At 36.5% G+C, this 23,096-nt stretch carries 28 protein-coding genes and 1 pseudogene; 15 read left to right on the top strand and 14 right to left on the bottom strand.

All coding sequences use genetic code 11. From position 1 onward, the window contains the following. Positions 1-63 precede the first annotated feature (63 nt). Positions 64-584 (top strand): annotated as a pseudogene (locus KXZ66_RS22755) (IS3 family transposase); the annotation flags it as partial. Between the two features lie 179 nt (positions 585-763). On the opposite strand, the gene KXZ66_RS22330 reads toward KXZ66_RS22755, so the two are convergent. Then, entirely contained in the window at positions 764-1,201 is a 438-nt protein-coding gene (locus tag KXZ66_RS22330) for a MarR family winged helix-turn-helix transcriptional regulator (RefSeq protein WP_219144989.1), read from the bottom strand. Between the two features lie 295 nt (positions 1,202-1,496). Here KXZ66_RS22330 and KXZ66_RS22325 point away from each other — a divergent pair, with 295 nt between their 5' ends. Then, the gene (locus KXZ66_RS22325; RefSeq protein WP_219144988.1) at positions 1,497-2,015 is read left to right on the top strand and encodes an SRPBCC domain-containing protein; all 519 of its coding nucleotides are present in this window, start codon (positions 1,497-1,499) and stop codon (positions 2,013-2,015) included. Between the two features lie 119 nt (positions 2,016-2,134). Beyond that, a complete protein-coding gene (locus tag KXZ66_RS22320) occupies positions 2,135-3,010 on the top strand; it encodes an NAD(P)-dependent oxidoreductase (RefSeq protein ID WP_219144987.1) in 876 nt (291 codons plus the stop codon). A 126-nt stretch (positions 3,011-3,136) separates the two neighbouring features. On the opposite strand, the gene KXZ66_RS22315 is transcribed toward KXZ66_RS22320, so the two are convergent. The 5 genes from KXZ66_RS22315 to KXZ66_RS22295 all read right to left on the bottom strand — a co-directional run bounded on the left by KXZ66_RS22315 (position 3,137) and on the right by KXZ66_RS22295 (position 8,055). Then, positions 3,137-3,670 (bottom strand): GNAT family N-acetyltransferase, encoded by a 534-nt coding sequence (locus KXZ66_RS22315; protein ID WP_257475340.1) that lies wholly within the window; start codon positions 3,668-3,670, stop codon positions 3,137-3,139. Between the two features lie 327 nt (positions 3,671-3,997). After that, positions 3,998-4,930 (bottom strand): EamA family transporter RarD, encoded by a 933-nt coding sequence (gene rarD, locus KXZ66_RS22310; protein ID WP_219144985.1) that lies wholly within the window; start codon positions 4,928-4,930, stop codon positions 3,998-4,000. A gap of 36 nt (positions 4,931-4,966) precedes the next feature. Beyond that, positions 4,967-5,650, bottom strand: a complete 684-nt coding sequence (locus KXZ66_RS22305) for a FadR/GntR family transcriptional regulator (RefSeq protein WP_219145031.1) — start codon at positions 5,648-5,650, stop codon at positions 4,967-4,969. Between the two features lie 241 nt (positions 5,651-5,891). Beyond that, positions 5,892-6,887 (bottom strand): carbon-nitrogen hydrolase family protein, encoded by a 996-nt coding sequence (locus tag KXZ66_RS22300; RefSeq protein WP_219145030.1) that lies wholly within the window; start codon positions 6,885-6,887, stop codon positions 5,892-5,894. Positions 6,888-7,071: 184 nt separating this feature from the next. Further along, positions 7,072-8,055: a tetratricopeptide repeat protein gene (locus KXZ66_RS22295; protein ID WP_219145029.1), complete on the bottom strand. Its 984-nt coding sequence runs from the start codon at positions 8,053-8,055 to the stop codon at positions 7,072-7,074. 1,387 nt (positions 8,056-9,442) lie between these two features. Between KXZ66_RS22295 and KXZ66_RS22290 the strand changes: the two genes are divergently transcribed. After that, a complete protein-coding gene (locus tag KXZ66_RS22290) occupies positions 9,443-10,618 on the top strand; it encodes an Alp7A family actin-like protein (protein ID WP_013603291.1) in 1,176 nt (391 codons plus the stop codon). A gap of 10 nt (positions 10,619-10,628) precedes the next feature. Then, a complete protein-coding gene (locus tag KXZ66_RS22285) occupies positions 10,629-11,033 on the top strand; it encodes a hypothetical protein (protein ID WP_013603290.1) in 405 nt (134 codons plus the stop codon). A gap of 291 nt (positions 11,034-11,324) precedes the next feature. On the opposite strand, the gene KXZ66_RS22280 is transcribed toward KXZ66_RS22285, so the two are convergent. Further along, on the bottom strand, positions 11,325-11,597 hold the full coding sequence (locus KXZ66_RS22280; protein ID WP_013603288.1) for a hypothetical protein: 273 nt from the start codon (positions 11,595-11,597) through the stop codon (positions 11,325-11,327). A gap of 335 nt (positions 11,598-11,932) precedes the next feature. Here KXZ66_RS22280 and KXZ66_RS22275 point away from each other — a divergent pair, with 335 nt between their 5' ends. After that, a complete protein-coding gene (locus tag KXZ66_RS22275; protein WP_013603287.1) occupies positions 11,933-12,322 on the top strand; it encodes a hypothetical protein in 390 nt (129 codons plus the stop codon). A gap of 32 nt (positions 12,323-12,354) precedes the next feature. Next, a complete protein-coding gene (locus KXZ66_RS22270; RefSeq protein WP_013603286.1) occupies positions 12,355-12,981 on the top strand; it encodes a VanZ family protein in 627 nt (208 codons plus the stop codon). Between the two features lie 73 nt (positions 12,982-13,054). Here KXZ66_RS22270 and KXZ66_RS22265 read toward each other — a convergent pair whose 3' ends face one another. Further along, positions 13,055-13,369 carry a hypothetical protein gene (locus tag KXZ66_RS22265; RefSeq protein WP_219145028.1) on the bottom strand — a complete coding sequence of 105 codons (315 nt, stop codon included), beginning with the start codon at positions 13,367-13,369 and terminating at the stop codon, positions 13,055-13,057. 440 nt (positions 13,370-13,809) lie between these two features. Between KXZ66_RS22265 and KXZ66_RS22260 the strand changes: the two genes are divergently transcribed. Beyond that, positions 13,810-14,427, top strand: a complete 618-nt coding sequence (locus tag KXZ66_RS22260; protein ID WP_013603283.1) for a hypothetical protein — start codon at positions 13,810-13,812, stop codon at positions 14,425-14,427. Positions 14,428-14,463: 36 nt separating this feature from the next. On the opposite strand, the gene KXZ66_RS22255 is transcribed toward KXZ66_RS22260, so the two are convergent. The 5 genes from KXZ66_RS22255 to KXZ66_RS22235 form a co-directional block, all read right to left on the bottom strand. After that, the gene (locus tag KXZ66_RS22255; RefSeq protein ID WP_013603282.1) at positions 14,464-14,799 is read right to left on the bottom strand and encodes a YolC/YozM family protein; all 336 of its coding nucleotides are present in this window, start codon (positions 14,797-14,799) and stop codon (positions 14,464-14,466) included. Between the two features lie 743 nt (positions 14,800-15,542). Next, on the bottom strand, positions 15,543-16,808 hold the full coding sequence (locus tag KXZ66_RS22250; RefSeq protein WP_219145027.1) for a Y-family DNA polymerase: 1,266 nt from the start codon (positions 16,806-16,808) through the stop codon (positions 15,543-15,545). Further along, positions 16,801-17,133 (bottom strand): YolD-like family protein, encoded by a 333-nt coding sequence (locus KXZ66_RS22245; RefSeq protein ID WP_219145026.1) that lies wholly within the window; start codon positions 17,131-17,133, stop codon positions 16,801-16,803. The genes KXZ66_RS22250 and KXZ66_RS22245 overlap by 8 nt, the downstream gene beginning before the upstream one ends. Positions 17,134-17,265: 132 nt before the next feature. Next, positions 17,266-18,117 carry a hypothetical protein gene (locus tag KXZ66_RS22240; RefSeq protein WP_219145025.1) on the bottom strand — a complete coding sequence of 284 codons (852 nt, stop codon included), beginning with the start codon at positions 18,115-18,117 and terminating at the stop codon, positions 17,266-17,268. Between the two features lie 101 nt (positions 18,118-18,218). Continuing rightward, the gene (locus tag KXZ66_RS22235) at positions 18,219-18,863 is read right to left on the bottom strand and encodes a hypothetical protein (RefSeq protein WP_219145024.1); all 645 of its coding nucleotides are present in this window, start codon (positions 18,861-18,863) and stop codon (positions 18,219-18,221) included. Between the two features lie 215 nt (positions 18,864-19,078). On the opposite strand from KXZ66_RS22235, the gene KXZ66_RS22230 reads away from it, so the two are divergent. The 6 genes from KXZ66_RS22230 (at position 19,079) to KXZ66_RS22205 (ending at position 22,009) form a co-directional block, all read left to right on the top strand. Then, the gene (locus KXZ66_RS22230) at positions 19,079-19,243 is read left to right on the top strand and encodes a hypothetical protein (RefSeq protein WP_219145023.1); all 165 of its coding nucleotides are present in this window, start codon (positions 19,079-19,081) and stop codon (positions 19,241-19,243) included. Between the two features lie 708 nt (positions 19,244-19,951). Then, complete coding sequence (locus tag KXZ66_RS22225) at positions 19,952-20,440, top strand: hypothetical protein (protein ID WP_013603266.1); 489 nt, start codon at positions 19,952-19,954, stop codon at positions 20,438-20,440. Continuing rightward, positions 20,418-20,660, top strand: a complete 243-nt coding sequence (locus KXZ66_RS22220) for a hypothetical protein (RefSeq protein ID WP_219145022.1) — start codon at positions 20,418-20,420, stop codon at positions 20,658-20,660. Before KXZ66_RS22225 ends, KXZ66_RS22220 begins: the two co-directional genes overlap by 23 nt. Before the next feature lie 74 nt (positions 20,661-20,734). Continuing rightward, positions 20,735-21,235, top strand: coding sequence for a hypothetical protein (locus KXZ66_RS22215; protein ID WP_219145021.1), 501 nt, complete (start codon positions 20,735-20,737; stop codon positions 21,233-21,235). Positions 21,236-21,237: 2 nt separating this feature from the next. Further along, on the top strand, positions 21,238-21,486 hold the full coding sequence (locus KXZ66_RS22210; RefSeq protein WP_219145020.1) for a hypothetical protein: 249 nt from the start codon (positions 21,238-21,240) through the stop codon (positions 21,484-21,486). Positions 21,487-21,670: 184 nt separating this feature from the next. After that, on the top strand, positions 21,671-22,009 hold the full coding sequence (locus KXZ66_RS22205) for a hypothetical protein (protein WP_219145019.1): 339 nt from the start codon (positions 21,671-21,673) through the stop codon (positions 22,007-22,009). A gap of 189 nt (positions 22,010-22,198) precedes the next feature. On the opposite strand, the gene KXZ66_RS22200 is transcribed toward KXZ66_RS22205, so the two are convergent. Next, positions 22,199-22,516, bottom strand: a complete 318-nt coding sequence (locus KXZ66_RS22200) for a hypothetical protein (RefSeq protein WP_219145018.1) — start codon at positions 22,514-22,516, stop codon at positions 22,199-22,201. A gap of 303 nt (positions 22,517-22,819) precedes the next feature. Between KXZ66_RS22200 and KXZ66_RS22195 the strand changes: the two genes are divergently transcribed. Next, entirely contained in the window at positions 22,820-23,008 is a 189-nt protein-coding gene (locus KXZ66_RS22195) for a hypothetical protein (protein ID WP_033881410.1), read from the top strand. The last annotated feature ends 88 nt before the right edge of the window (positions 23,009-23,096 follow it).

The following is a 23,096-nucleotide window of genomic DNA, read 5'->3' as shown; positions in this document are numbered from 1 at the left end:
CGAACTTTAAAAACCCAGCTACCTTCACAAGAGAAGATTAGCGACTCAGGAACATGTACCTGCCCCAATATCCTTAATCGTGAATTTAGCCAGGAAGAGCTAGGGAAAGTGTTACTTACGGATATTACCTATATTTATTATGGTAATGGACAGAAGGCTTTTGTGTTAAAGATGGACCAACGAAAGAAATCCTAGCTTATTATTTATCAACTTCCTTGAAAATGGATATTGCACATAAGACACTGATAAAGTTAGAAAAAGCAGTAAATGGCCACTTCCATCCGGAAGCAATCTTGCATTCAGATCAAGGGTTTCACTATACTCATCCTGAATTCCAGATGAAAGTAAAGAAATTAGGACTAACACAATCAATGTCCCGCAAGGGGAATTGTTGGGACAATGCCCCAATGGAAGGATTCTTTGGCCACTTCAAGGACTTAGCTGAATTTAAAACGTGTGAAAGTATATCTGAAGTGAAAATAGAAATCGATAGAGTAATAGAGGATTATAACAACTACCGTTATCAATGGGGATTAATGAAAATGACCCCGGCACAATACCGGGGTTACTTATTAGCAGCATAGGCACTTTTTTAAACTGTCCGTAATGTGGGGCACAGTTCAAAAAAGGAATTAGAGCTTCTATTTTTATATTGTAGGTTTGCTATTATAGGTTAGTACCACCGAGTTTTTCCTAAAAGAGTTACTCTCTTTTACTGAGTTTACAATAATTATTTATAAAGCAGCTCATGCGACCAATGAATTTATTTATTTGTTTTTAATTGATCTCCAATTTGACTAATATGGATGGCTAGCTCATCGTGTTCTTTTTCCCCTAAGACATCGGAAAAAATGTTATGCAAATGATCCCAAGACTCCTTCACTCGCTTTGCCAAAGCCCCTCCTTCATCTGTGAGATAAGTTAAAGTGCTTCTGCCAGATTGTTCATTATAAACAAGATTTTTTTGTTCTAATTTTTGAACAAAGCGAGCAATTGTAGAAGGTGCTGTATGCAGTAATTCTGCAAGCTCTTTTTGAGCTATTCCAGAATTTTCATTAACAGCCAAAATAATAAAGCCGTATGTTGGAGACAAACCAGTTGTTTTGAACGCTTCTTCTGCTACTTTGTCTAGTATACGATCTAGTTTTTTTACAGTGAAAAACAAACATTCATTCAAGGATTGATTGATTGGTTTAGCCATACAGTCCCCTCCTTTCAAACATATTATAACCATTTATTATTGTAATTTTTTTTATTGTATATTATATGGGTATATTAGAACACATGTCTATCAGCAACCTTCGACTGTAATGCCTACAATATAAAGACGTATAATTGGCTCTCCCTAGGAAGATTTTTTACAAACAAATTTTATCATAAAAAACAATTGCGTGTACATACATTAAAAAATAGTTGCATGTACACGCAACTTAGTTTAGAATAAATTTCGTATTAAAAAACAAATTAAATTTAGATAAAATGAAAGGATGTATACAATGAATGAAATCATTTGGCCTGAAGGCTACCTACCAGGAATGACTGACAACTTTGCTTCCAATGAAATCATCGTAGCTAACCAATCTGCTGCCGAGGTTTGGGAGTATCTCAATAATACTTCAAAATGGGAATCATACTACAGCAATGTTGCAGACATTCGTTTCCACAACGTTACGGGACCTGAATTAAGCCAAGGTGCTCACTTCCGATTCACTACCTTCGGCTTCCCTATAGAGGCGGAGGTATTAGAGTACGAGCCACCTACCAATAACTCACCTGCAAGATTGGCATGGCACGGTTGGGAAGAAGGCTCAACAGAAGATGATGCTTTGCACGTTCATCACGCTTGGTTAATAGAAGACCTACCTGGAGGCCGTGTACGTATTCTCACTCAAGAAACGCAAAATGGGAAGGCAGCTAAAGAGTTGGCAGTAACAAAGCCAAACCCAATGATTAATGGTCACCAAGACTGGATCGAGGGACTAGTTCAAGCCGCAGCACAGCAAAAACGTTCCTAAGAACTTCAATACAATTTTATTTCTAACAGAAATGAGACTTAGATAGACCGCCATTCACTAGGAGATGGCGGTCTATCATCTTTATTTTTAAAGCTAATTTGACAGGAGGAATAGAAAAAATGCATACATTAGGATGGATTGGATTAGGTTATATGGGGGCACCTATGGCAAAGAATCTTTTACAGGCAGGCTACAAAGTGAATGTATATAATCGTTCTCTAGAAAAAACAACCTCTTTAGTAGAATCTGGAGCAACTAAACTAAATTCACCAAAAGAAGTAGTAGAACAATCAGATATTATTTTTATGATGTTATCGGACTCTAATGCTGTACAAGCCGTATTAACTCAAGACAACGGAGTATTAAATGCTATTCAACCAGGAAAAGTCATAGTAGACATGAGTACCATTTCACCAGAAGATTCATTGTCATTTGCGAAGCTGGTATCCGAAAGAGGCGGCATATACTTAGATGCACCAGTTTCTGGTTCAGTAGGAGCTGCAATAGCAGGCCAATTAGTTATGCTTGTGGGTGGAGAAAAGAAAGCTAAAGAAGTTTGCCAGCCTTATTTTAATTTATTAGGTAAAGAAACGATTCATTTTGGTTCAAATAGCAAAGGTAGCTCAGCAAAATTAGCCATTAATTTATTACTTGGCATTATTGGACAAGGTATTGGAGAAACAGTATTATTAGCAGAGAAATCAGGATTAGATAAAGAGAAAGTATTAGAAATGATTTCCCTTTCCGGAATGAATACACCTCTATTCCAAGGGAAAAAAGAGATGTACCGTAAAGAGGAATTCCCTTCTGCATTTATGCTCGAACTAATGTCTAAAGATCTAGGATTAGTAAAAGCTGAGGCAGATCGCCTGGAAACCATATTACCACTTGCTGAGGTAGCAAATACTACTTATCGTTCTGCAAAAGAAAGTGGAAAAGCAAAGCTAGATATGGCAGCAGTTTATTTAGAGTTAAAAGAAAAAAATAATTTGTAGTATGCAGAGTACCCTCTTGGGTGCTCTTTATTATGTCATCAAAATAACAGTAATACTTGCATTATTTATTTTTTAAATTTGAAGTTATTGAAGTAGTACCCCCTTTAGCTCAACAAGATATAGGTTTTAATTTTCTTCAATGCATAGTATTGAGACATCTCTCCAGCCATAAGCAACATCATCTACTACCGTTCCTCCAAATTCACTCTTCCTATGAAGATATTCCTTGCCACCCATACGTTCATAAAAACCAAGTCCGGATTTATTTTGTTCCATTACCCACACCATCATAGATGCAATACCTTTTTCTTTAAAATGCTTGGCAATAGCTGAAACCAGTTGTCTACCTACACCTAATCCTCTAGATTCCTTTAACAGATAAAGCGAGTATAATTCTCCATCAAAATTTTCGTCATCAATGCTTTTACATGATGCGAAACCTATAATGTTTCCTGCAGCATTCATTGCAATATAAATAAAGGACTCCTTTTCATTGTTTAAAAAATCAATCCATCTTTTTTCTGCATCTTCGTACAACAATTCGTCCAGATAATCGTCAGGTACTAGACCACGATAAGTAGTCCTCCAACTATCAACATAAACTCTTGCTACGGCTTTTATATCTTCTTCACGCGCCTTTTTAATCTTCAAACTAATCACCTCTAATAAGTACACAATATGATTATTATAACATTCTGATTGAGCTAATCTGCCTGTTTGAAAACATTCACAATATTACTTAGCTTACCTATCAGAATTTAAAATTTTTAGACTTGCAAAAAAACACCCTATTTCTCATCTGTTTTTTCTATGATGTTTATATGCAAAATAAAACAATTAATTGGACGTTTAAAAGCTAAGTGACAACTTAATCGAAAGTTGACACTTAGCTTTTAGCTATCCTTAAAAACATTGGTGTAGACCTTTGTAAACATGATAAAAGGCAGCTATTTAACAAACATCATACGTCTGATGTTTGTTAGACTATCACATCAAATTTAAATCTTTTTTGCTCAGTGGTGATAAACGTTGCATAAATGGGAAATTTGAAAACGAGAATAATAACACGCCTATCCATATGAAGGAAAAAGAAATAAATTGTAAAAACGAGAATGCCTCTCGAAAAACAAATATCCCTAATATTAATGTAAGAGTTGGAATAATATATTGAATAAAACCTGATAGCGTTAGTGTAATCCTTTTTACTGCATTAACATGGAGCAATTGCGGAATAATTGTTATTATTCCAGTGCCAATTAATAATATCGTTGTAATAGCTGATTGTGAACCAAAACTAGTCGCTCCATTGAGTTGTAGCTTGAGTAAATAAATTATCGCAAACGGAACGATAAGGACCATTTCAAATGTTTGAGCTAATAAAACGTCGAAAGTTGAGGACTTCTTTAGTAATCCATATAAACCAAATGATAAAGCAATTGATAATGCTATATAAGGAAATTTTCCATAGTCAATAGTTGAAATAATGACGCCAATAGTAGCAAGAAGGATTGATAGTACTTGCCAAAAATTTAATTTTTCTTTTAGAAAAATAGTTCCTAGCAAAATACTAACAAGTGGGTTAATGTAATACCCTAAACTATTCTCTATAACATATCCATTGTTAACAGACCAGATATTAAGTAACCAATTAGCACTAACGAGTAAGGAAGAGATAATAACAAGTGCTAAGAGTTTGGGATTTAATAAAAGGAGTTTAATGTTTGTTAAAAACAAACGAATTTTCTTCGTAATTAAAAGGACAATTAATAAGAAAATAAGACCCCAAAAAATACGGTGTACGAGTATTTTAAATGGAAGTACGCTATCTAACAAGTTCCAATAAAGAGGAGATAAACCCCATATAGTGTAAGCAATAATTCCATAAATAATCCCAAATGTACGATCTTTTTCTTCTATCATAAACTAGTTTCCTCACTTAGAGTAAATTAAAAAATATCAAATCCAATTAATTTTTATATTTTTCTCTGCCCATCGTTTTGCTTCTTCAACATTTTTTTCTTTTATTGCCTCAAAGAGCTTCTCATGGAAATAAGCATTTTCTTGATATGCCGTTTCCTTATTATCTTTAGTATCAAGAATCAGTGTGCTCATTATCTGTTCTAATACATATAAAAAGTTCCGATACATGTCTATCAGTAGAGAATTATGACTGGCTTCACTTATAGCAATATGGAATTCGATATCTGATTTTACATAGTTAGAATACTTACCTGCATCAAAGAATATTTTTCTTTTATTGAGAGCATTTCTTATTTTTTTCAAATCTTCAGTTGTTCTCCGCTCAGCAGCCAACATAGCTATTTGAACTTCAAGCATAGCTCTTACCTCATTAATTTCAATTTTATTAGCTCTCAATAATCTTTTATCTAATGTTTCTTTTGGGAGTGCTACGATGTATGTACCATCACCCTGCCTCACTTCTACTACATTAGTATGCGCTAATATCTTTATAGCTTCTCTCACTGTAGACCGACCAACATTAAGTAAATTCATAAGTTCTGATTCGGAAGGTAGTTTATCCCCAATAACATATTTTCCAGATTGAATCATCGTTTGTAGTTGTGTTAGGACCTCATCAACAAGCTTTCGTTTTTGTATCTTAGAAAAATTCTCTGGCATAGAACTATTTCCCCTCTCTTTTTACATAAGTTAAACATCTGATGTTTGACTTAATATAAAAAGTCTATCATTCACTATATGCTAATTCAAATTCAAAATCCCATTGCTTACATTAGCATAAATCCTTATTGATGGAGACAACCTGTATAGTTTGTATTTTGCTACACAGGTTGTGATAAGTATACGAGTCCCCATAGTTGACCATGTGAAGGTAATTCCTTAATTACTGCTTTTCCTCCAACTATACTAATGTTTCAACATGCTTAGAAAATAATGGCGCAAATACTTCCGGACGATTATAGTGACCTGCAAAATCTTGAATGAGTTTAGGGATAATACAATCTTCAAGATTGATGTCTGCAAATAAGAGGTCAGACTCATTACCGTCACCATGGGCAATTATGCGACCAATCGGATCAAAAATAACGGCACCTTTCTTAAGACTTTGCTGCTCTTTAAGGTAATCTCTTGATGTATCGTCAATGCCAATAGCTTCAATTAGGTCATCGGATATACGAGCAACCGCACTTACAACAAAACATTTGAGAGAATAGGCTAGCCCAGCAGATGCGCTCTCAATTGCGTGATGCATTGGCATTATTGGACCAAAGAAGGCAGGCCAAGAAGCAACATGAACAACCGGATGGGACGTGGCTGCGGCGTATTGTCCTAGAGGATTAGAATTCTCTCCGCAGATTAAACCTGAAACAGTCCCAAAATTTGTCTTGTAAGCATTGTAATAACCAGTATTACCTGGAGCGTGAATAAAGCGTTCTCCAGTCGTAGGCACATATTTTTGGTGCTTCCCAGCAATCGTGCCGTCCCTCTGAATGTAAACCTGAGTATTATACATTGTCCCTGTCGTGCCGGCTATCCGTTCATTTATACCTAGAACTGCATTAATATTTCCTTTAGAACAAGCTTCCGCGATCTTTTGAATATGCTGTCCATTCATCTCTACAGAATGCTTAAATAGTTCTTTATCTAAATTTCGAGTTAAGTTGTTTTCCCCATGAAGTTCGTACCAATTGGGGAAAGACGGAACAAAGCACTCTGGAAAGGCAATTAAATCCGCACCCTTCTCAGCTGCTTCTTCAATTAATTTACATGCTTTATTGGTAGTTCGCTCTAAATCTAAAAATACGGATTCAGCTTGTACTGCAGCTACGCGAATTCCCCCAAAAGTACCCCTCTTTGTATCCTCGTAAGAACTAGTTTCATGTTTAATAGATTCCATTATCATATGCACCTCTCCATGAATTTAATTAACGCTCACAAACATCAGATGTCTGATGTTTAGTAGATTATCGTACTCTGTTGGATATTACAATCAATATGTTAGATAATCTGACATACAATTTCACAAAAGTTAATAAAGAGAATCAGCAAAAAATTAATTTAATTCGTCTAAAGTAATATTTTTATTTTTTATATGATACGCTTGAACTTTTAATTTTCTTTTCATTAACAAATAGTATAGAACAGACGGAAGTATGCTCATAAAGATGATAAAGAATGTCGTGTTTTGCTTTATACTCATGATCATCAAATTTACGCGCCATTTCTATCCCTAATTCATACCAGTGATAAGCTTCTTCATTTTGCCCCATTGTATACAAAACTCTTGAAAGCATGTATACAGTTTGCTGTCCTTTAGGCGAATCCCTCAACCATTCATGCGAATAAGCTTCCCTAAAATAATGCAGAGCTAATTCAAGAGAACCTTTTTGCCAATGGACTAATCCAAGATTGTGGTAAATCTTAGTTATAGGCTTATCATAGCCATGATCCAAGGCCTCAGTCAAGGCATCACGAAAATATGCATCCGCATCATCTAAACGCCCCATATCATACAAATTAATACCGACAACCAAACTGCACTGAATAGCTTCGAGGTTCCACATATCACTTTTTTTATAAATATCCCTGGCTTTAGTTACTTTGTTGACTGACACCAAATGCTGGTCAATCTCATAATAAGCAACTCCAATCTTATAGTGAAACTCCGCAAACTTCGTTTCCTCAATATTGGGAATACTCGATAACTTTTGTTCAGCTTTTTCATAAAAAGAAATTGCTTTAACATAATTTTTTTTAAAAAACTCATAATCCCCTGCAAACAATTCAAAATAAAAATTTATTAAAAGATCATGACTTCCCTTACTTAACATATTAACGACATCACCCATAGATGCCTCTTGATCAAAACAAAGGCTATGACGATGATCCAGTAGAATAAAATAATCAACCAGGTCCTTATTATCTTCAGCCTGACTTAACAATTGCTTTATTTCAGTTCTTTTCTCTATAGACTCATGAACCTTCTCCTGCATAATATAGTCATGCCATTTATTCAACAGATTGCCTACATAGGGAGACGGTACTTTTTTTACTTTGGACAACATACACTTCCCTCCAGCTATTCAAAAACAAAACTAGTCCTAATACTTATCGGCATCATCAAACATTTTAAAACACAGAACATTTAGTACATAGTGCTTAATGTTCAAATCTCATTTTGATGCTCTGAACCCAAGCATGTACTGATATCATACTAAACGGCTCAAACACAATCTATACAAGTTTTTAAGATAGGCCAAAGGGAATAACAGTATACGTTAGTGAAATCCCACAGGAAAAATATATTAAAATACTAATGTTCTATCAAACGAACAACCCTTAAAAAAGGAACTTAAAACCTCTGGGTTTTAAGGAAATTCGCATTTATTTAGTGTTTTTCTCTTGACTTTGCGAACTTGAAACTAGCAGAATAGCTGACTGTTCTAGGAAACAGGGCGAATTTCGATTGCCTATGTCTGTCGCGCAAAAAAATAAAAACGGACAGACATAGGCAATCGATCAGGATTTGAAACTAGCGTCATAGAGACGTCTGAGGTTTCCAGTTCTGCCTTGCTATCGCCAGGCTTTCGCCTGCCATGACCTTTTTACATACAATGCTTGTCCTGTATGCAACTTCTATGGGGTTTGTCTCGTGTTCTCTCACACGGTCACACTCAATTGTGTGCCGCTGCATAGAAGCTTGGCCATAGTTGCCCGCACCGTAGTGCGCCAAGCAACCTAGTGGTTTATCCACATTCTCCGGACCGTTAATGGCCGTCCTCGCCATTCACCACAAGCGCAGCAAGGAACGCTTATTGTGGTATATCCCCGGGTTTGCGGTGGACGGGGCAACTCCTGACGTCAGTTTATTTTACACCCCTTAACGGCAGCTGGGTGACAAACAAAAAACGACAGAAATCCACGGTTTGATACCCTCCAAACAGTGGTTTTCTGTCGTCCAAAAATAGCCGAAAAGTGTTGACGTATACACTTGTTTTCGGTAAAATGAAGACATAACTTAAACATTGTAAGTGAGGGCTTACAAACCAAGTGTTCGATGCTGCAACATCGGACACTTTTTATTTGTCATTCTTTATTTGTATTCAATTTTGCAAATAGCTCGCAAACAAAATATGTATCATCAAATCTATTAACCTTGTTGTCTGCAAACAACAGGGTTTTTTGTTGTTTATTTAGAATAACTAGAACCAGAATTCAATGCCAAAACTTTCACATTGACTTAACTTGACTTTATCTTACACGATTTTTTTTTTGACGTAAAGCCCCGGGCCTGAAATCACTTTTCTCTACTGATTTCACTGATTTCAGTTTTATTATATAATCCTCAAATAGCCTGTATTCACTGCTTTTAAATGTGATTTCATTTTATTGACTTTAGTGATATAAGATGCTAGTATTGAGGAAAGTGAAATCAAAGGAGAGAATAAAAATATGAATATTTCTCGTATGAACGTGGACTTTGGAAACAGTATGTACATGAATTTAATTGATGGTTATTTTTTTGAATTGCCTACAAATGTAGTAGAGATATCTAAAGAAGCTGCTGAAGGAAAATTTACGAGTATCGTTGAAGATCCGGCAGATTTAAAGGACCGGTTATTAGTTTCTACAGTTATTGATGAAACAGAGAGATATTTTCTAGTTGGTGAACTTGCTGAACCAGAAGTGTTAGGCAACCAACACATCAAGAAGTTACATAATAAAGTAGAGTCACATATTCCATACGTAACATTTTTAGCTGCAACTGCTTATTACCAAGCGCTAAAAGGCAAACGTGAAGATAATGAAGTTACTATTGAATACTTTCAAACAATGCTACCAATTTGGCTTCTTAAAAAATTGGATAAGTTCAGTGAAATGCAGAAAAGGATGGCATCTAAATTTTTGGGCACTCACCAAGTAAAGGTGCTGACATTAGGATTAGAAAAAGAGCTTACTATAAAAGTGGAAGATGCAGCGTGCAGGATCGAATCTGAAGTAGCAAGATGGGCAATAAAGAAAAACTTTGACCTAGAAGATAAAGACTATGCCGAACAATTTAAAAATTATGACGTAGTTTTTTGTGATTTAGGTGGCGGAACAGATGATCTAGTATTACTACCAGCTGGATTAAAACCGCCAAAAAGTCGTGATTCTTTTGTTTCTAATACCGAAGCACCGTTTTTAGCGCACTTAGAAAAATTGAGAAAAGAAAAACTCCTAGAGCACTTTGATAGCGTTAGGGAGCTTGAAAAGTTTATATACTCAAATATTGGAAAAACTAAGATGGAACGAAGAGACGGGAATACCGGTCAGAAATTTGATTTAACTGATATCATCAAAAAATCTCTTAAAGAATACACAGAAATCAAAATAGCCCAAGCTGAAAATACGTTCCCTGCACCAAAAGATAAGGTTTACAAATACCTTTATTTTGGCGGTGTTGGCGAGGTGCTTGAAGAATCAATTAGTGTGGTTACTGAAGAGAGATATGGCCGTGATATTTCTGAATCAAATCATATAGTTGCTGAGGATGCAAGACTGCTCAACTTATATGGCCTTGAAGTTTTAAGCCGCGCTGAACAAGTAAAGAAACAGGCAAATGAAAAAGAGGCACAATCAATTTAGGTGATTAGAAATGGGGAAAAACAAAAGAATTCCACTCTTTAATGTCCGAACAACACAAATGTCTGATGAAATGTACGATTTTGTTTTAGAGCAGATTAGTACATTCAGTAAAGGTAAGAGTAAGGGTACCTTTAGAGAGTATGCCTTTCAGCTCATAGAAAGGGACATGCAACAACAGAAAGAGGAACAGCAGAATAGAGAAAAAGATCGTCATGTTCATGATGAATTAATTGCCATGAGAGAAGAAATGAAGAAAGAATTTCGTGATTTGAGGAAGAAAATTGATCAGGGATCGATCTACGTAGAACACAAAACAGCTGATCCAAAGTCAGCTTCAGAAACGATTGAAGAAGGTCAGTTAATCACTGAAAAAATCACTGGAACTATTGAAGAAGAATACGACTATGATTTTTAAGAGCCTGGATTAATCTAGGCTCTTTTTTTATGCCATTTAAGGGAGGATTGCATGACAAACTTTTTTTAGTTGCAACACAGACGCCCTGAGCAACATTAGAATCCACTTAATCTGTATAAAATCTGTTTTATTGGCAATGCTGATACTATTAAAGGGAGGTCATAAAAATGAAATGTAAACATTGTGGTAAAACGGTCCGGATGTCAAAAGAAAAATATAATAAGAATCAAAAACTTTGTTCTAGTTGTTTTAAACTCTGGAAAAAATTGGCCGCACCTGGGGGAAAGTTGGTTAAGAATAATGCAATTCACCATTAATACGGGCAAGGATAATTCTATATGAATCGTCTTTGTTGTATTTTTTTTGATACCAGTCAATTACACTCTCATTGTTGAGCGCCATTTTAAGAATTTCAGCTGCTAACTGTGTCTTTGTCATATCACAAGAAATGGCCAACTTCTTCAGCTTTTCATGTGTATTTGCATCCAATGAAGGATTAACTCGTGTTTTTTTATCCGAACGTACTTTTCTTTCTTCGACCTGGTTAGTCGTTTTTTTCTTCATATCATCTTCTCCCCCCAACTAAACATCAACTTATTTGAGATTATCCCACTAACACTGTAACACCGTAACAGTTTTCATCTGTTACTATGTTATTCTGTAACTCTTTAAAATATGTACAACCAATTAAAATTGTAGGCATGGTGACTGTATGCTACTTCTCCAAAAGATTAAGCCGGTGACACTTATATCATCTCATATGTACATAAAATATGTAATTATGCACATAAAATGTAGAGAATTAGTGAATATTCAATTATTTTGATATTTTTTGTTGTAACCGCTTAATCCATATGGTAATTTTGTTTTGGATTACCATATTAAAGGAGGTTTTTTTCTTGAAAAAAATTAAAAAAGTTCTAGTCTCTTCAGCTCTAAGTTTTACATTACTACTCCCTGTAACGGCACCAGCTGCATTGGCTGCATCAAAGCATGATTTTTGGTTTGAGTTTAAACATCAAGTTACTTCTAAAACGTACAGCCGCGGTGCTAGTAATATTAAAATTTATACTCATGCTGACACAGGTGGTAGTGGTGGCACTTTTAACATTGAACTATACAGAAAACAGAAAAAAGGCAAAGCCAAATATCTTGGCTCTAAAAAGTTCTCTCAAAACGGTTCAACTACAAACAGTTATGGAAATAAAACTAAAGGGAAATTTTATTTTATTATGAAAAAGAAGAATAATGGAGCATCGACAGGAGGATACGGGGACATTTACAATTAAGTAACAGCTTATTATAAGAATAGGGTGATATAGTGTTACTTAATAGTTTTATTATTCCGTACGTTGTTTACGCTTATGTTTTGTTTGTTGTTTACCGTTTATTTGCTGTTTTCGTGCAAAAGAAGCCGAGATATACAATAGAGAAAAGTATTTATATACTTGCTACTTTTGTTTATCTTACAGGCGTTATTTGTATGACGCTATTTCCAATTCCAACTGACCCTTTATTAATTCATGACAGAGCCGCAGAAGGCTTCCAAGAAACTAATAACCTCATACCTTTTAACACCATGAAGGATGCACTAACAGGCTCAAGTTTATCCGTAACCGTATATCAGCTCGGCGGAAATATAATACTCTTGTTCCCATTAGGATGTTTTCTTCCTCTTCTTTTCAACAGAATGAGACAAGCAAAGCGTGTTATTATCGCTGGGTTTATTGCTTCACTCATCATAGAAACCTCACAATTTACTATATCATCAGCGATTGGACTCACATACAGAAGCTTTGATGTAGATGATCTTATATTAAACACCCTAGGCTCTGCACTTGGATACCTATTTTATAAATTCGTTTATCCAATGGTTAGACAGGAGCTATTTGAAGTGGACAGCACTAACAAGACGTCTAGGAAACAAAAAGTACGTAAACATATATAAGAGCCAATTATGGCCATAAATCAATGAGAACCAGGAAGCCACTGGTTCTTTTTTATGACCAAATAGTTCTGTCTCACAATTCCAGACATTGATCTTCTTCAGCTGCGCGCATCACCGACACAGCCGCGCCTGGCTTCCTGGTTTCCGGTACCGGCAGCATCTTTTCTTCAGCTGCAGCTGGTTCGCTCCTGGATGCCTGGCATCGATCTCTTTCTTCAGCTGCCACATCACGACAAGCCGCACCTGGCTTCCTGGTTTCCGGTACCGGCAGCATCTTTTCTTCAGCTGCAGCTGGTTCGCTCCTGGATGCCTGGCATCGATCTCTTTCTTCAGCTACCACATCACGACAAGCCGCACCTGGCTTCCTGGTTTCCGGTACCGGCAACATCTTTTCTTCAGCTGCAGCTGGTTTCACTGTTCAGAGAATATATGTACATAAAGCATATAATTATGTACACAATTGTAGAAATATAGATAATTTTCAATTATTTTGATGTTTTTTGTTGTAATATTCCTGATCTCTATGGTAGTTTTGCTTTGTATTATCATTCAAAGGAGGGGTTAATTTGTCTTGATAAAAATTACTGGCTGCCAACGTCAACACTAATTTAGATTTCACATTATCGTTTAATTTTTCTCTTTTGCTGATTGAGTCATTACGAAAGAACCCAAAACCCCATGAATATCTTCCACAGCTTTAATGGCTCAAATTATCAGCTGTATCTATACTCCATAGGATTCCTCAGTAAGAATTTCACCAGTGAGAAAACATAAGAAAATTCAATGCAACTTTAGCAAATTAAAAAATGAATAAAGGAGCCGTTCAATATGAAAGCAAACTTCAAGTACTGGTCAATAGCAGCTGTTTTGGGTATTTCTCTTTTTGATTTCATGGGAACAAGCAAAGTAGAGGCAGCAGAGGTAAAAGAATCTTTGCCTATTGAGGAAAAAATTCTGTCACAGGATGAAATTGAAGCTAAGAAGGAAGAGATTGCTTCTCAAATCAAAATTTTTGACGAAAATAACAAAGAGATTCATCCTTATACAACTGAACAGCTGAAAAGCATGATTAGACTTACAGAAGAGCAGCCTACAGATAATCCAATAAAGGTATTGAAAAAAACATATTCATCAGGCTACTTTGATTTTTACTATAACATTTGGCTTGGAAAAGGGACATATGGAAAAACTTTTAAAGATCCAAGTACCCTCATCGTAACCTATAAAGGAACAGCGAGAAAGTTTTCTGTATCCGCATTTTACGATGATGGTAGAGGTGGGGCTAAAGGTCGTGCCCAAAAGGTTACTTTACCTGGTGGATGGAAAGGCCAATTTCATATGAATTGGAACTTAAAAAAAGGGAAAAGCTATCACATTAAATTCGAAAATGAAGGAAACACTGATAAATTAATTACAATAAATCAAGCTACTTTGTGGTATAACTAATTTTGATATAAAAAAGCAGACCTTAGTCGGTCTGCTTTATTCCTGTAAACTCTTTTGATGTTCTTGTTTCAACTTATCAATATCCTCTTTAAATATATAAATTTCATACTTTTTCTTTGCTTCTTCAGACAAATTATCATCTAAGTATTCACGAAGTTTTGATTCACTTTTGGTTTGATCCATCCCAATTGTAATCGTCGGATCTGTTCGGCCAATTTGAAAACTGAATAATCCAAAATCATCCATTACACTTTCCAACAATTCAGCAGTTGATTTCTCTGTGTTTTCGTCAGTTCCACTTGCATATGAAGCCGTATTAAACATCAACAAAAAAGAAGCTAAGACCAAGAATCCAATGAATTTCTTTTTCATTTCCCCGCCTCCCTTGTTTCCAGTAAATATCTTCCTAACGAGTATATCATGTCTAGCAATTGAAATCCTATAGAAGTTTTAAATGTTGCTAACTAAAGAGATATCTCTTAAAAAAGGGGGCAGCTACTAAGCTGCCAAAACAGCGAGGAAATAATCAGAAAGGCCACTGAGGACCTTCAGTATTAACTTGGAAGTTCAGGCAAGAAACCTGGGTAGCAATGGTCATTCACCCAAGTTCCACCCCTTTCGTGTTCAGGAATCCAAACACGGCCTCCCTTACAATTTCTAAAATGTCCTCTAACCTTATGTGGTCTTCTGTAATGCAACGTTAATTTACACACTGTGCATTACCTCCTTAAATTTATTTTAAGCAGGCAATATGCACTTTTTGAAACCATCAAATCTGCTTAATCAGTATGTATGCTATTGTCAAAACACTTTTTTTACAAAAACCTAGTTGACAACGGTAAACTTGTGAGATATTATAGTCAATGTAACGTTGTTGACTAACAATCAACACATCAGATACTGAAGATGATATTCCCGTATCATCAAACAGAAAAGCTGATCCAAAAAGGCATACGCCTACTTACATAGTATTATATCACAATTTTTAAAAGATTTCAAGTAGAAATCTTGTTTTTTGTGTTTTTTTTTAAAAAAGAGCCTGATACTTACTTCAGGCTCTTTTTGTTTAATGAATTTGAAATATTAATAGTGACATTCACTATCTTCATGTACTTTTATGCTTGATGGCCACCCACAAGCTTTGCCCGTTTTAATGCAGTTCCAGCTGTTGTATAAGAAATAGCTCTTAAAATCGCATCTGATCCGTATTTTTCCCTAATAGAATCCATAACATGGCCAAGTTGACGTTCCTTTTCACTGTTTTCTTCAAAAAGAGACATCTGAAATTGGTTATCATCAACTACGTTCCCTAGTGTAACTGATATGCTCCTTACCGTTTGACCTTGATAGAACTTCTTAAATAAACCAAGGCACGCTTTATAAAGTTTCATCGTAATATTAGTTGGTTGATCTATCGTTAAAGACCGATAAAATCCGCCTCCGCCTACTGTTTGACTATAACCTACTCCTAAATGAATGGTTCTGCCTGCCTTTTTAGCCTTTCTAGCCCGGCTGGCCACTTCTTCACACATTTCTAATATGGCTGATTTAATTTCAGCTTCTTCATTGTAATCCCTCAACAATATCTGGCTTTTCCCGAAAGAAATTTGCTCTTGCCTAATAGGCGTGCCCAGCTCGCTAAGATCCACACCATGGGCATGATAATAAATCTGATTCCCCATGATGCCAAATCGATTTTCTAATAGCTCCAATGGATAATTTGCAAGCTGTCCTACTGTGGCGATTCCCATTCGATTTAAATTCCTCTCCATTCGTCTTCCTATGCCCCACATTTTGGATAATGGATGAACTGGCCATAATTTCGTTTGAACGTCATCATACGACCATTCTGCAATTCCTGAAGGGCTTTTCTTCGCATCTAAATCTAAGGCTAGTTTTGACATCAGCATATTGGGACCGATGCCTACGGTTGCTGGAACACCAAAATCTCTGTAGATTGCATTTTGTATTCTTTTCGCTAGATCCATCGGTGTTCCCCATAACCTCTTCAGGTGATCAGAACGAATAATCGATTCATCGATACTATAGGTAAATATATCTTCAGGAGCCGCAAATTGATGAAACAAGTGAGTTATATTTGTAGAGAGTTTAATAAACATCCGCATCTGAGGATTTACAATGTGGATCTCAGGATGATCTGGTATTTCATAAAGACGCGATCCCGTTTTAATACCAAAGCGTTTCTTTAGAGCCGGTGATGCAGCTAAAACAACACTTCCTGATCGTTCAGTATCGCCGACCACAGCAAGATAACATTTCATGGGATCGAGGCCCAGCATAACTGCAGATGCACTGGCGTAAAAGCTACGCATATCTACGGTCAAAAAAGTACGTTTAGGAAGGCTATCATAGTCAATCATAAAACTTTTCTCCTTCAGCCAGCTCCACCTCGATCAAATTATCAACTGAAACAGCCTTAATATGCCCATCATTCGTTTTTATTAACATTTCCCTCTCAATGTACTTAAAAGACCTTACAAAGCCTGTAAGGGACGAAATATGGCCATTTTCAAAATAGGAGATTCTTAAAAGTTGGTTTCCTTGTTTTGCTTCATTAATTATAAGGGCCATTGCTTCAATTTTTTGTTCATCATTTTCAGGGCGCTTCATTTTTTCCATTTCAAGATTCAGCTGCTTTAACATTTCGTTGTGCTCCGGCAACATCATAGAAGTTGCCCATTTCATTAAACCTCGATCCTTTATCACTTGATCACACCCTCAAACATTTTTTGATTATATATTAACAGAACATATGTTCCTTTAGTACAAGAAAGTTTTGCCAAAATAAAAAAACGCCCGGATCTCTCCGGACATATTTTATTTTGGCAACTCTTCAATTAGCTTATGAAATTTTTTATATAGATGATAGTAATCCTTAAAGAATTGCTCTATGTGGCCCGTATCTTTTATTATCTCTTTAATCCCTTCTGAGGGATGCCCTGCATCATTACGTAATTGCCTAAGCAAATCAAAAGAACGCAAATGCATTTTTATTTTTTCTAACCATTTTTTCGTAACTTTTTCATCGACTTCATTATATAAACCATCTAAACGTTTACTTGCTGTGTATGCATCCACAACATTTTTTTTGAATTTCTCAGCTTTTGTAGCATCCTCTTTCAAAAGGTATTTATGGTAAGCTTCAGTGATTAAAATTAACAACCTTTCTGCCGCAACTCCCAACATAACTATCGCTGCCGGCCAATTTTCTTGTTGTCCACTTTGACATGCAGATTTAAGATATGTCGACTCTATTTCGTCATATTCTGTATTTTTTACGAGATCAATGAATTTTTCGTAGATTTCTGAAGAAGTTGGTTGACTTGTTATATTAGGTACTGTTGTTTTTTTTATCATATTTTGACTACTTCCACCTTCAGGAGTAAAGCTTATACTTCTTAAACAATGAGAAGGCTTTCTATCTGAATAAACATATAGACAACAGGTTTCTATTTGAGCCTTCGAAACCTTAAATTCATCTATATGATCGGGAGCTACTACAAATTCAATATCTTCCTCAGTCTTCCCTTCTTTAGACATATTCCCAGTCTCTTCAAAGTTTATCTTTTTAATGGCGCCGGCAATATATGGTCCAAGTGCATAGTGTTTTCTTTTATTTACTTCTGAAATTAATGCTGCTTTAAATTCTGATTCACTTATATTGTCCATAGGGGCTAACTCCAATCTTTATTTTCGTCTGATAAATTATAACAACAATTTTTGTAGGGCTGAGAAAAAAAAAAAGTACCTAGAAATCTCCAGATACTTTATCACTGCTCAACCGTATTCTTTTTTTCTTCTTTCTCTTGGAACATAGACAGTAATTCGTCATCTAATCGGGCCTTATCCCATTTGTGGAAATAATTCCTTCCGGTTACACCGAATACAGTCTTTGAATTAAACACTGAGTATAGGAAAGTTTCTGCTGTCCGTTTCGGAATAGTGGCATAAAGGATTTCATCTTTTACATTATTAGCATCATTAAGATATTGATCAAAATACTTTCCCGCTCGGTCATCTTTATTCAATTCTTGAATAGCATGTAAATCCTTTATGTCATATTCTCTGTCAAAAGATATTTGAAGACGATACTTTTCCCTGGTGTTATCAAGCATGTCGTCCAACACTTTAGCGTCAATTGCATAATTCCCAACAAGTTCCCTTTCAATTGAATCATACAGTCTTAGAACTTCTCTTATATTAACGAGGTTACTTATATGAGTCGCTGTACTTAAACAAACCATCATACAACCAATAAAACTTAATATAAACAGCGTTTCTGAAGGCAAGTTAACTCCAATCAATGGCAATCCAGCCCCTAAAATTACTGGATAAAATACTAAAAACAAAAACCGCCATACAACTGAGAATAGAATACTGTTTTTCATCTTCTTAATGTGCTTTATATTCTTCATGTCTACCACTCTTTCCAACCTTTATACTCTCTATCGGTAATTTTTAGCATATCTTCAGCATTTTTTTCACACTCTTAAATGAATCTCAACAATTCAATCTTACCCAAATTATGATATTTCTGCAAAATTCCCATTGAAAAATTTTTTCATATTCCATAAAAGTCTTTGCAGTGAAAAATTGATATTTATATATATCACGGGTAAGGAGGAACATTTTGCAGATGAAATATATTCTCAGTGTCTTATTATTCGACTGGTTAATCAATAAATCACTTGATCTGCTATCTGGCTATATAGCAACAAAAGTAAAATCATTTTTAGGAAGAAAACAGAATAAATATCCTGATTACTTTGAGGACAGCCGGCGTCATCGATTATGATGATTCCTTTGAAGTTCTCGGATGGTCAGAAAACTAAAGTTTTCTTTTATTAAAACGCAGGCATCGAGCCTGCTTGGATGCTGCTGAAGCAGCATCTTAAACCCAAAAAGAAGCAGAAAGGCTCCCGGAAAGCCCCGGTCGCATTTCTGCAAAACGAATGCCGGCAGCCGCCGGCATGATTAAATCCTTTTTTTAGACGCCTTTTTTGTTTTTGTCCAGCCAAACGCCCCCACCTTGGCCAGCTAAAGCTGTCCGGGGGCTTTAGCATTTCACATTCAACATCGGCAAGCAACACGCCGGGCACGCCCGCCGCGTTACTATCCGTGTTTCATAAAAGCACACAAGGGCCGCCAATTTTTTTGTAAACAGACAGCTGCCCGCAGCTGCCACAAATAAATTGGTCTTAACGATCCGTAAAGGGCTGCAGAACACCCCTTAACGGCCCGTAACCCCTTGTGTGCTTTTTGGCTGTGAATGCAATTCGGCCTCCGCAAAAACAAAAAAGTCTTAAAAAAAGGAGAATTCACATGCAAGAGATCATTTTAGTGATAATAGCACTTTCATTATTTGGCTTTTTATCAGTTATCACTATCAGAACAAAAGGTGAAGGCAAAAGGTATTCCATCTTGGTTTTACTAATTGCCATAGCGTTTCTTGGTGTAGTTTGTTGCAGTAAATTTTCCTAAAAACTCAAAAGGAGAGGGTCAAATGAATGTCAATACAGCAGACGTGAATCTAGTTGGTTCTATGTCACTCAATGAGTTTCTTGAAATAGCCAAAGAAGAGTACCAAGCATTAACAGGCATACCTGAAGCTATACCTTTCGATAAAGCCTTGTTACAAAGTCATTCAGAAGAAAGTTTGGAAGCTATTTGCGGCACTTTCTGCGACTTCATAGATACAGTAATTTTGAATTTCATGGATCATAATCAATTCTTTTCAGAGAATGAGTTCATATCATATGAGCCTGCTATGTATTGCGATTCTGACGAACAAGGGATAAATGAATTTGATTGTTTCGTAGAATCTATTTTTAAACGCAATGGTAAGTATCATTTTTTCCGTATAGGCTATGTTTTCACCTATAAAGATATAGAGAATGAGTTTACTTTCCAAACGTGTCTTACTGCCATAGAAAACAGTTTGAAATCTCAAATACAGGGGTGTTATCAAAATGATAAACCAAGTGCATTTTGACATATATCAAGCAACTCTTGAAAAACAACAAGGCGATCCGGCAGTAGTCATTCCTATGCCTGTTCCTGACACCGAAGCAAACGCTATGGGATACCTACAAAGACTGGTTTCTCCGCTAAAGTGGAAGGTTATAGAATGCGAGCATTTAGGCGAAAAATTAGTTCCCAACAGCAACGATTTCGATTATGAACGAGTAAATGTGAAAAACGGTAGAAATTAAAAACACAAGCATACAGATTGGTTGGCAGGGATTGGTCCCCCTGCCCTCAATCACCAAAGGAGACGATAACAGCAATGAAATCTTTAACTATCTATGAAATTCTCACTCGCTACAAAACCTTTGAAGAACTTTGTGAAGCTCTTGATTCTTGCTTTGATCTTCACGACTTAGGTTATGTAGACGAAAACACACAAGCGAACTATATAAAGCTTTCAGAGATATCGGCAATCGATCTATTATATATGTGGAAACAAGCCAAAAAAGACAAATCGCTCCCGCCTTATGCGGAGCTTTCAAACTATGAAAAGGCGAAAATCACCACAATCTACACTTACGTTGGTGAATTAATACCAAATGAGAACGGCATAAATGATCACTTAGGTTGTGCCTGGTTTACAGTTCCCAGCGATTGGGCAGAAAGCAAAGCGAAACAGCACGGCTATGACTCACTGTCTGAATTTCAAAGTGAGTACATCATGGATGACACTGCCGGCTGGCTACAGGATGCAATTGCGACATCTAACGTATTAAACTGCGGTGCAGGAAACCCACCCCATTCCAAAGGAGTGAGATAACAATGTATATGGTTCAAACCTTGTACGATTTAGAAAACTGCGGCATTGGTTCAGAAGTTCAATTGTATACAAATCCAAACACAGCAATACAACATGCCATAGAAGCGAAAAACAAACACATTTTAGAATTTCATATGGATGAAGAACCTGAAGTGTACGAACCATTTGTTAAGTATGAAATATACTCTATCATTGTCCAAAATGACGAAAACTTTTGGTCAGTTACTGTTAAGGAAATAAATCTTTACTGAAGGGATGATAAAAAAATGGAATCATCTAAAAAGTCCTCCCAAGAACCTGGCTTTATAACAATTTGGGGACGGGCAGGAATATCATTTAAACTAACTAACGAGGAAATGCATAAAATCCACGCTGACCCGGACTGCTTTTCATCTATTATGACAGTCGTCCTTTCAGAGAAAAGATACGAGTTTGATGGGGAAACGTATTTTCCAGAAGAAGCCGGAGAAAATGAAGTGCTTTACACCGATAATGTTACATCTGAATTTTGCTGTTAATGTTAATAGACATTACGGCAAACAAACCAGCATGAAAATCATGCTGGTTCGCATGGTAGGAAAACTAAAGTTTTCCTTGATTAAAAGCAGGCATCGAGCCTGCTTGAAGGTTGCTAAAGCAACCTTTAAAACCTCCCCCCTGATTTTGCTAGCGCAAAAACAGGGGGAAAACCAAAATCAATTTGCTATAATGAGCGTAACTGAAGATGCAGCCACATCTCAGTTACAAAATCATTCTCTGATCAGTGTGTTTTAATACACTGATCTTACTTTTTAAGTGCCGTTAAAATTAATGTGAACATCCCAACTAAAACTGTTGCTGTAGTTCCATTCGTAGCAATTAACAACTGTAGTACCTCATTTGTATCCATTTGACACCACCCCCTCTTTATATTTCAAAGCATAGCACATCCTTTTTTCCATTTGTGATCCGTTGTTATCAAGATTAATTGGGGTCCCCCTGCGGGTCTGCTCCCGGACTGTAAGCCGGCCAAAAACGCCGGTCAACATTCCGCGGCATCTCGCTTCCCTCTAAAATGCCCGATAACATACATCTGTAAGCTTCCGGATTGCCTGCGGCGGATCCTGAAGCAACAGCTGCATTGTTCCTGGCCATTTCTTCACGAGTGAACGAGGACGGAAGATCAAAAGAAGCAGAAAGGCTCCCGTAAAGCTCCGGTCGCATTTCTGCAAGACGAATGCCGACATCCGCCGGCATGATTAAATCCTTTTTTAGACGCCTTTTTTGTTTTTGTCCAGCCAAACGCCCCCATTCTTGGCCAGCTGAAGCTGTCCGGGGGCTTTAGCATTTCACATTCAACATCGGCAAGCAACACGCCGGGCACGCCCGCCGCGTTACTATCCGTGTTTCATAAAAGCACACAAGGGCCGCCAATTTTTTTGTGAACGGCCAGCTGCCGGCAGCTGTCACAAATAAATTGGTCTTAACGATCCGTAAAGGGCTGCAAAACACCCCTTAACGGATCGTAACCCCTTGTGTGCTTTTTGGCTGTGAATGCAATTCGGCCTCCGCAAAAACAAAAAAGTCTTAAAAAAGGAGGACAAAATGATCATAGTCAAGATCGATTTTGGTGATTATCAATTAAATGTTTATTTAGAAGGTGATTACCAAAAAGAGCAAAAACGATTAGGTGATGCTTTTGAGGAAGCAATGTATAAAAAAGCTATTGCCCAAACCAAAAAGGATGGGTGGGCTTTGCCTCCACTTAAACGTTTTTTTGAAGTTACAGAATAAAAACGGTAGAAATCAAGAACACACGTACAAGGGTTATCGGTTGGGGGTTGGTCTCCCCTTCCACTCAAATTTTAATCAAGGGGCGAAA

This window comes from Bacillus sp. LJBS17, assembly GCF_019334685.1.
GTDB lineage: Bacteria > Bacillota > Bacilli > Bacillales > Bacillaceae > Bacillus > Bacillus subtilis.
The sequence above is the reverse complement of the archived record's forward strand: the minus strand, read 5'-3'. Positions and strand labels throughout refer to the sequence as shown.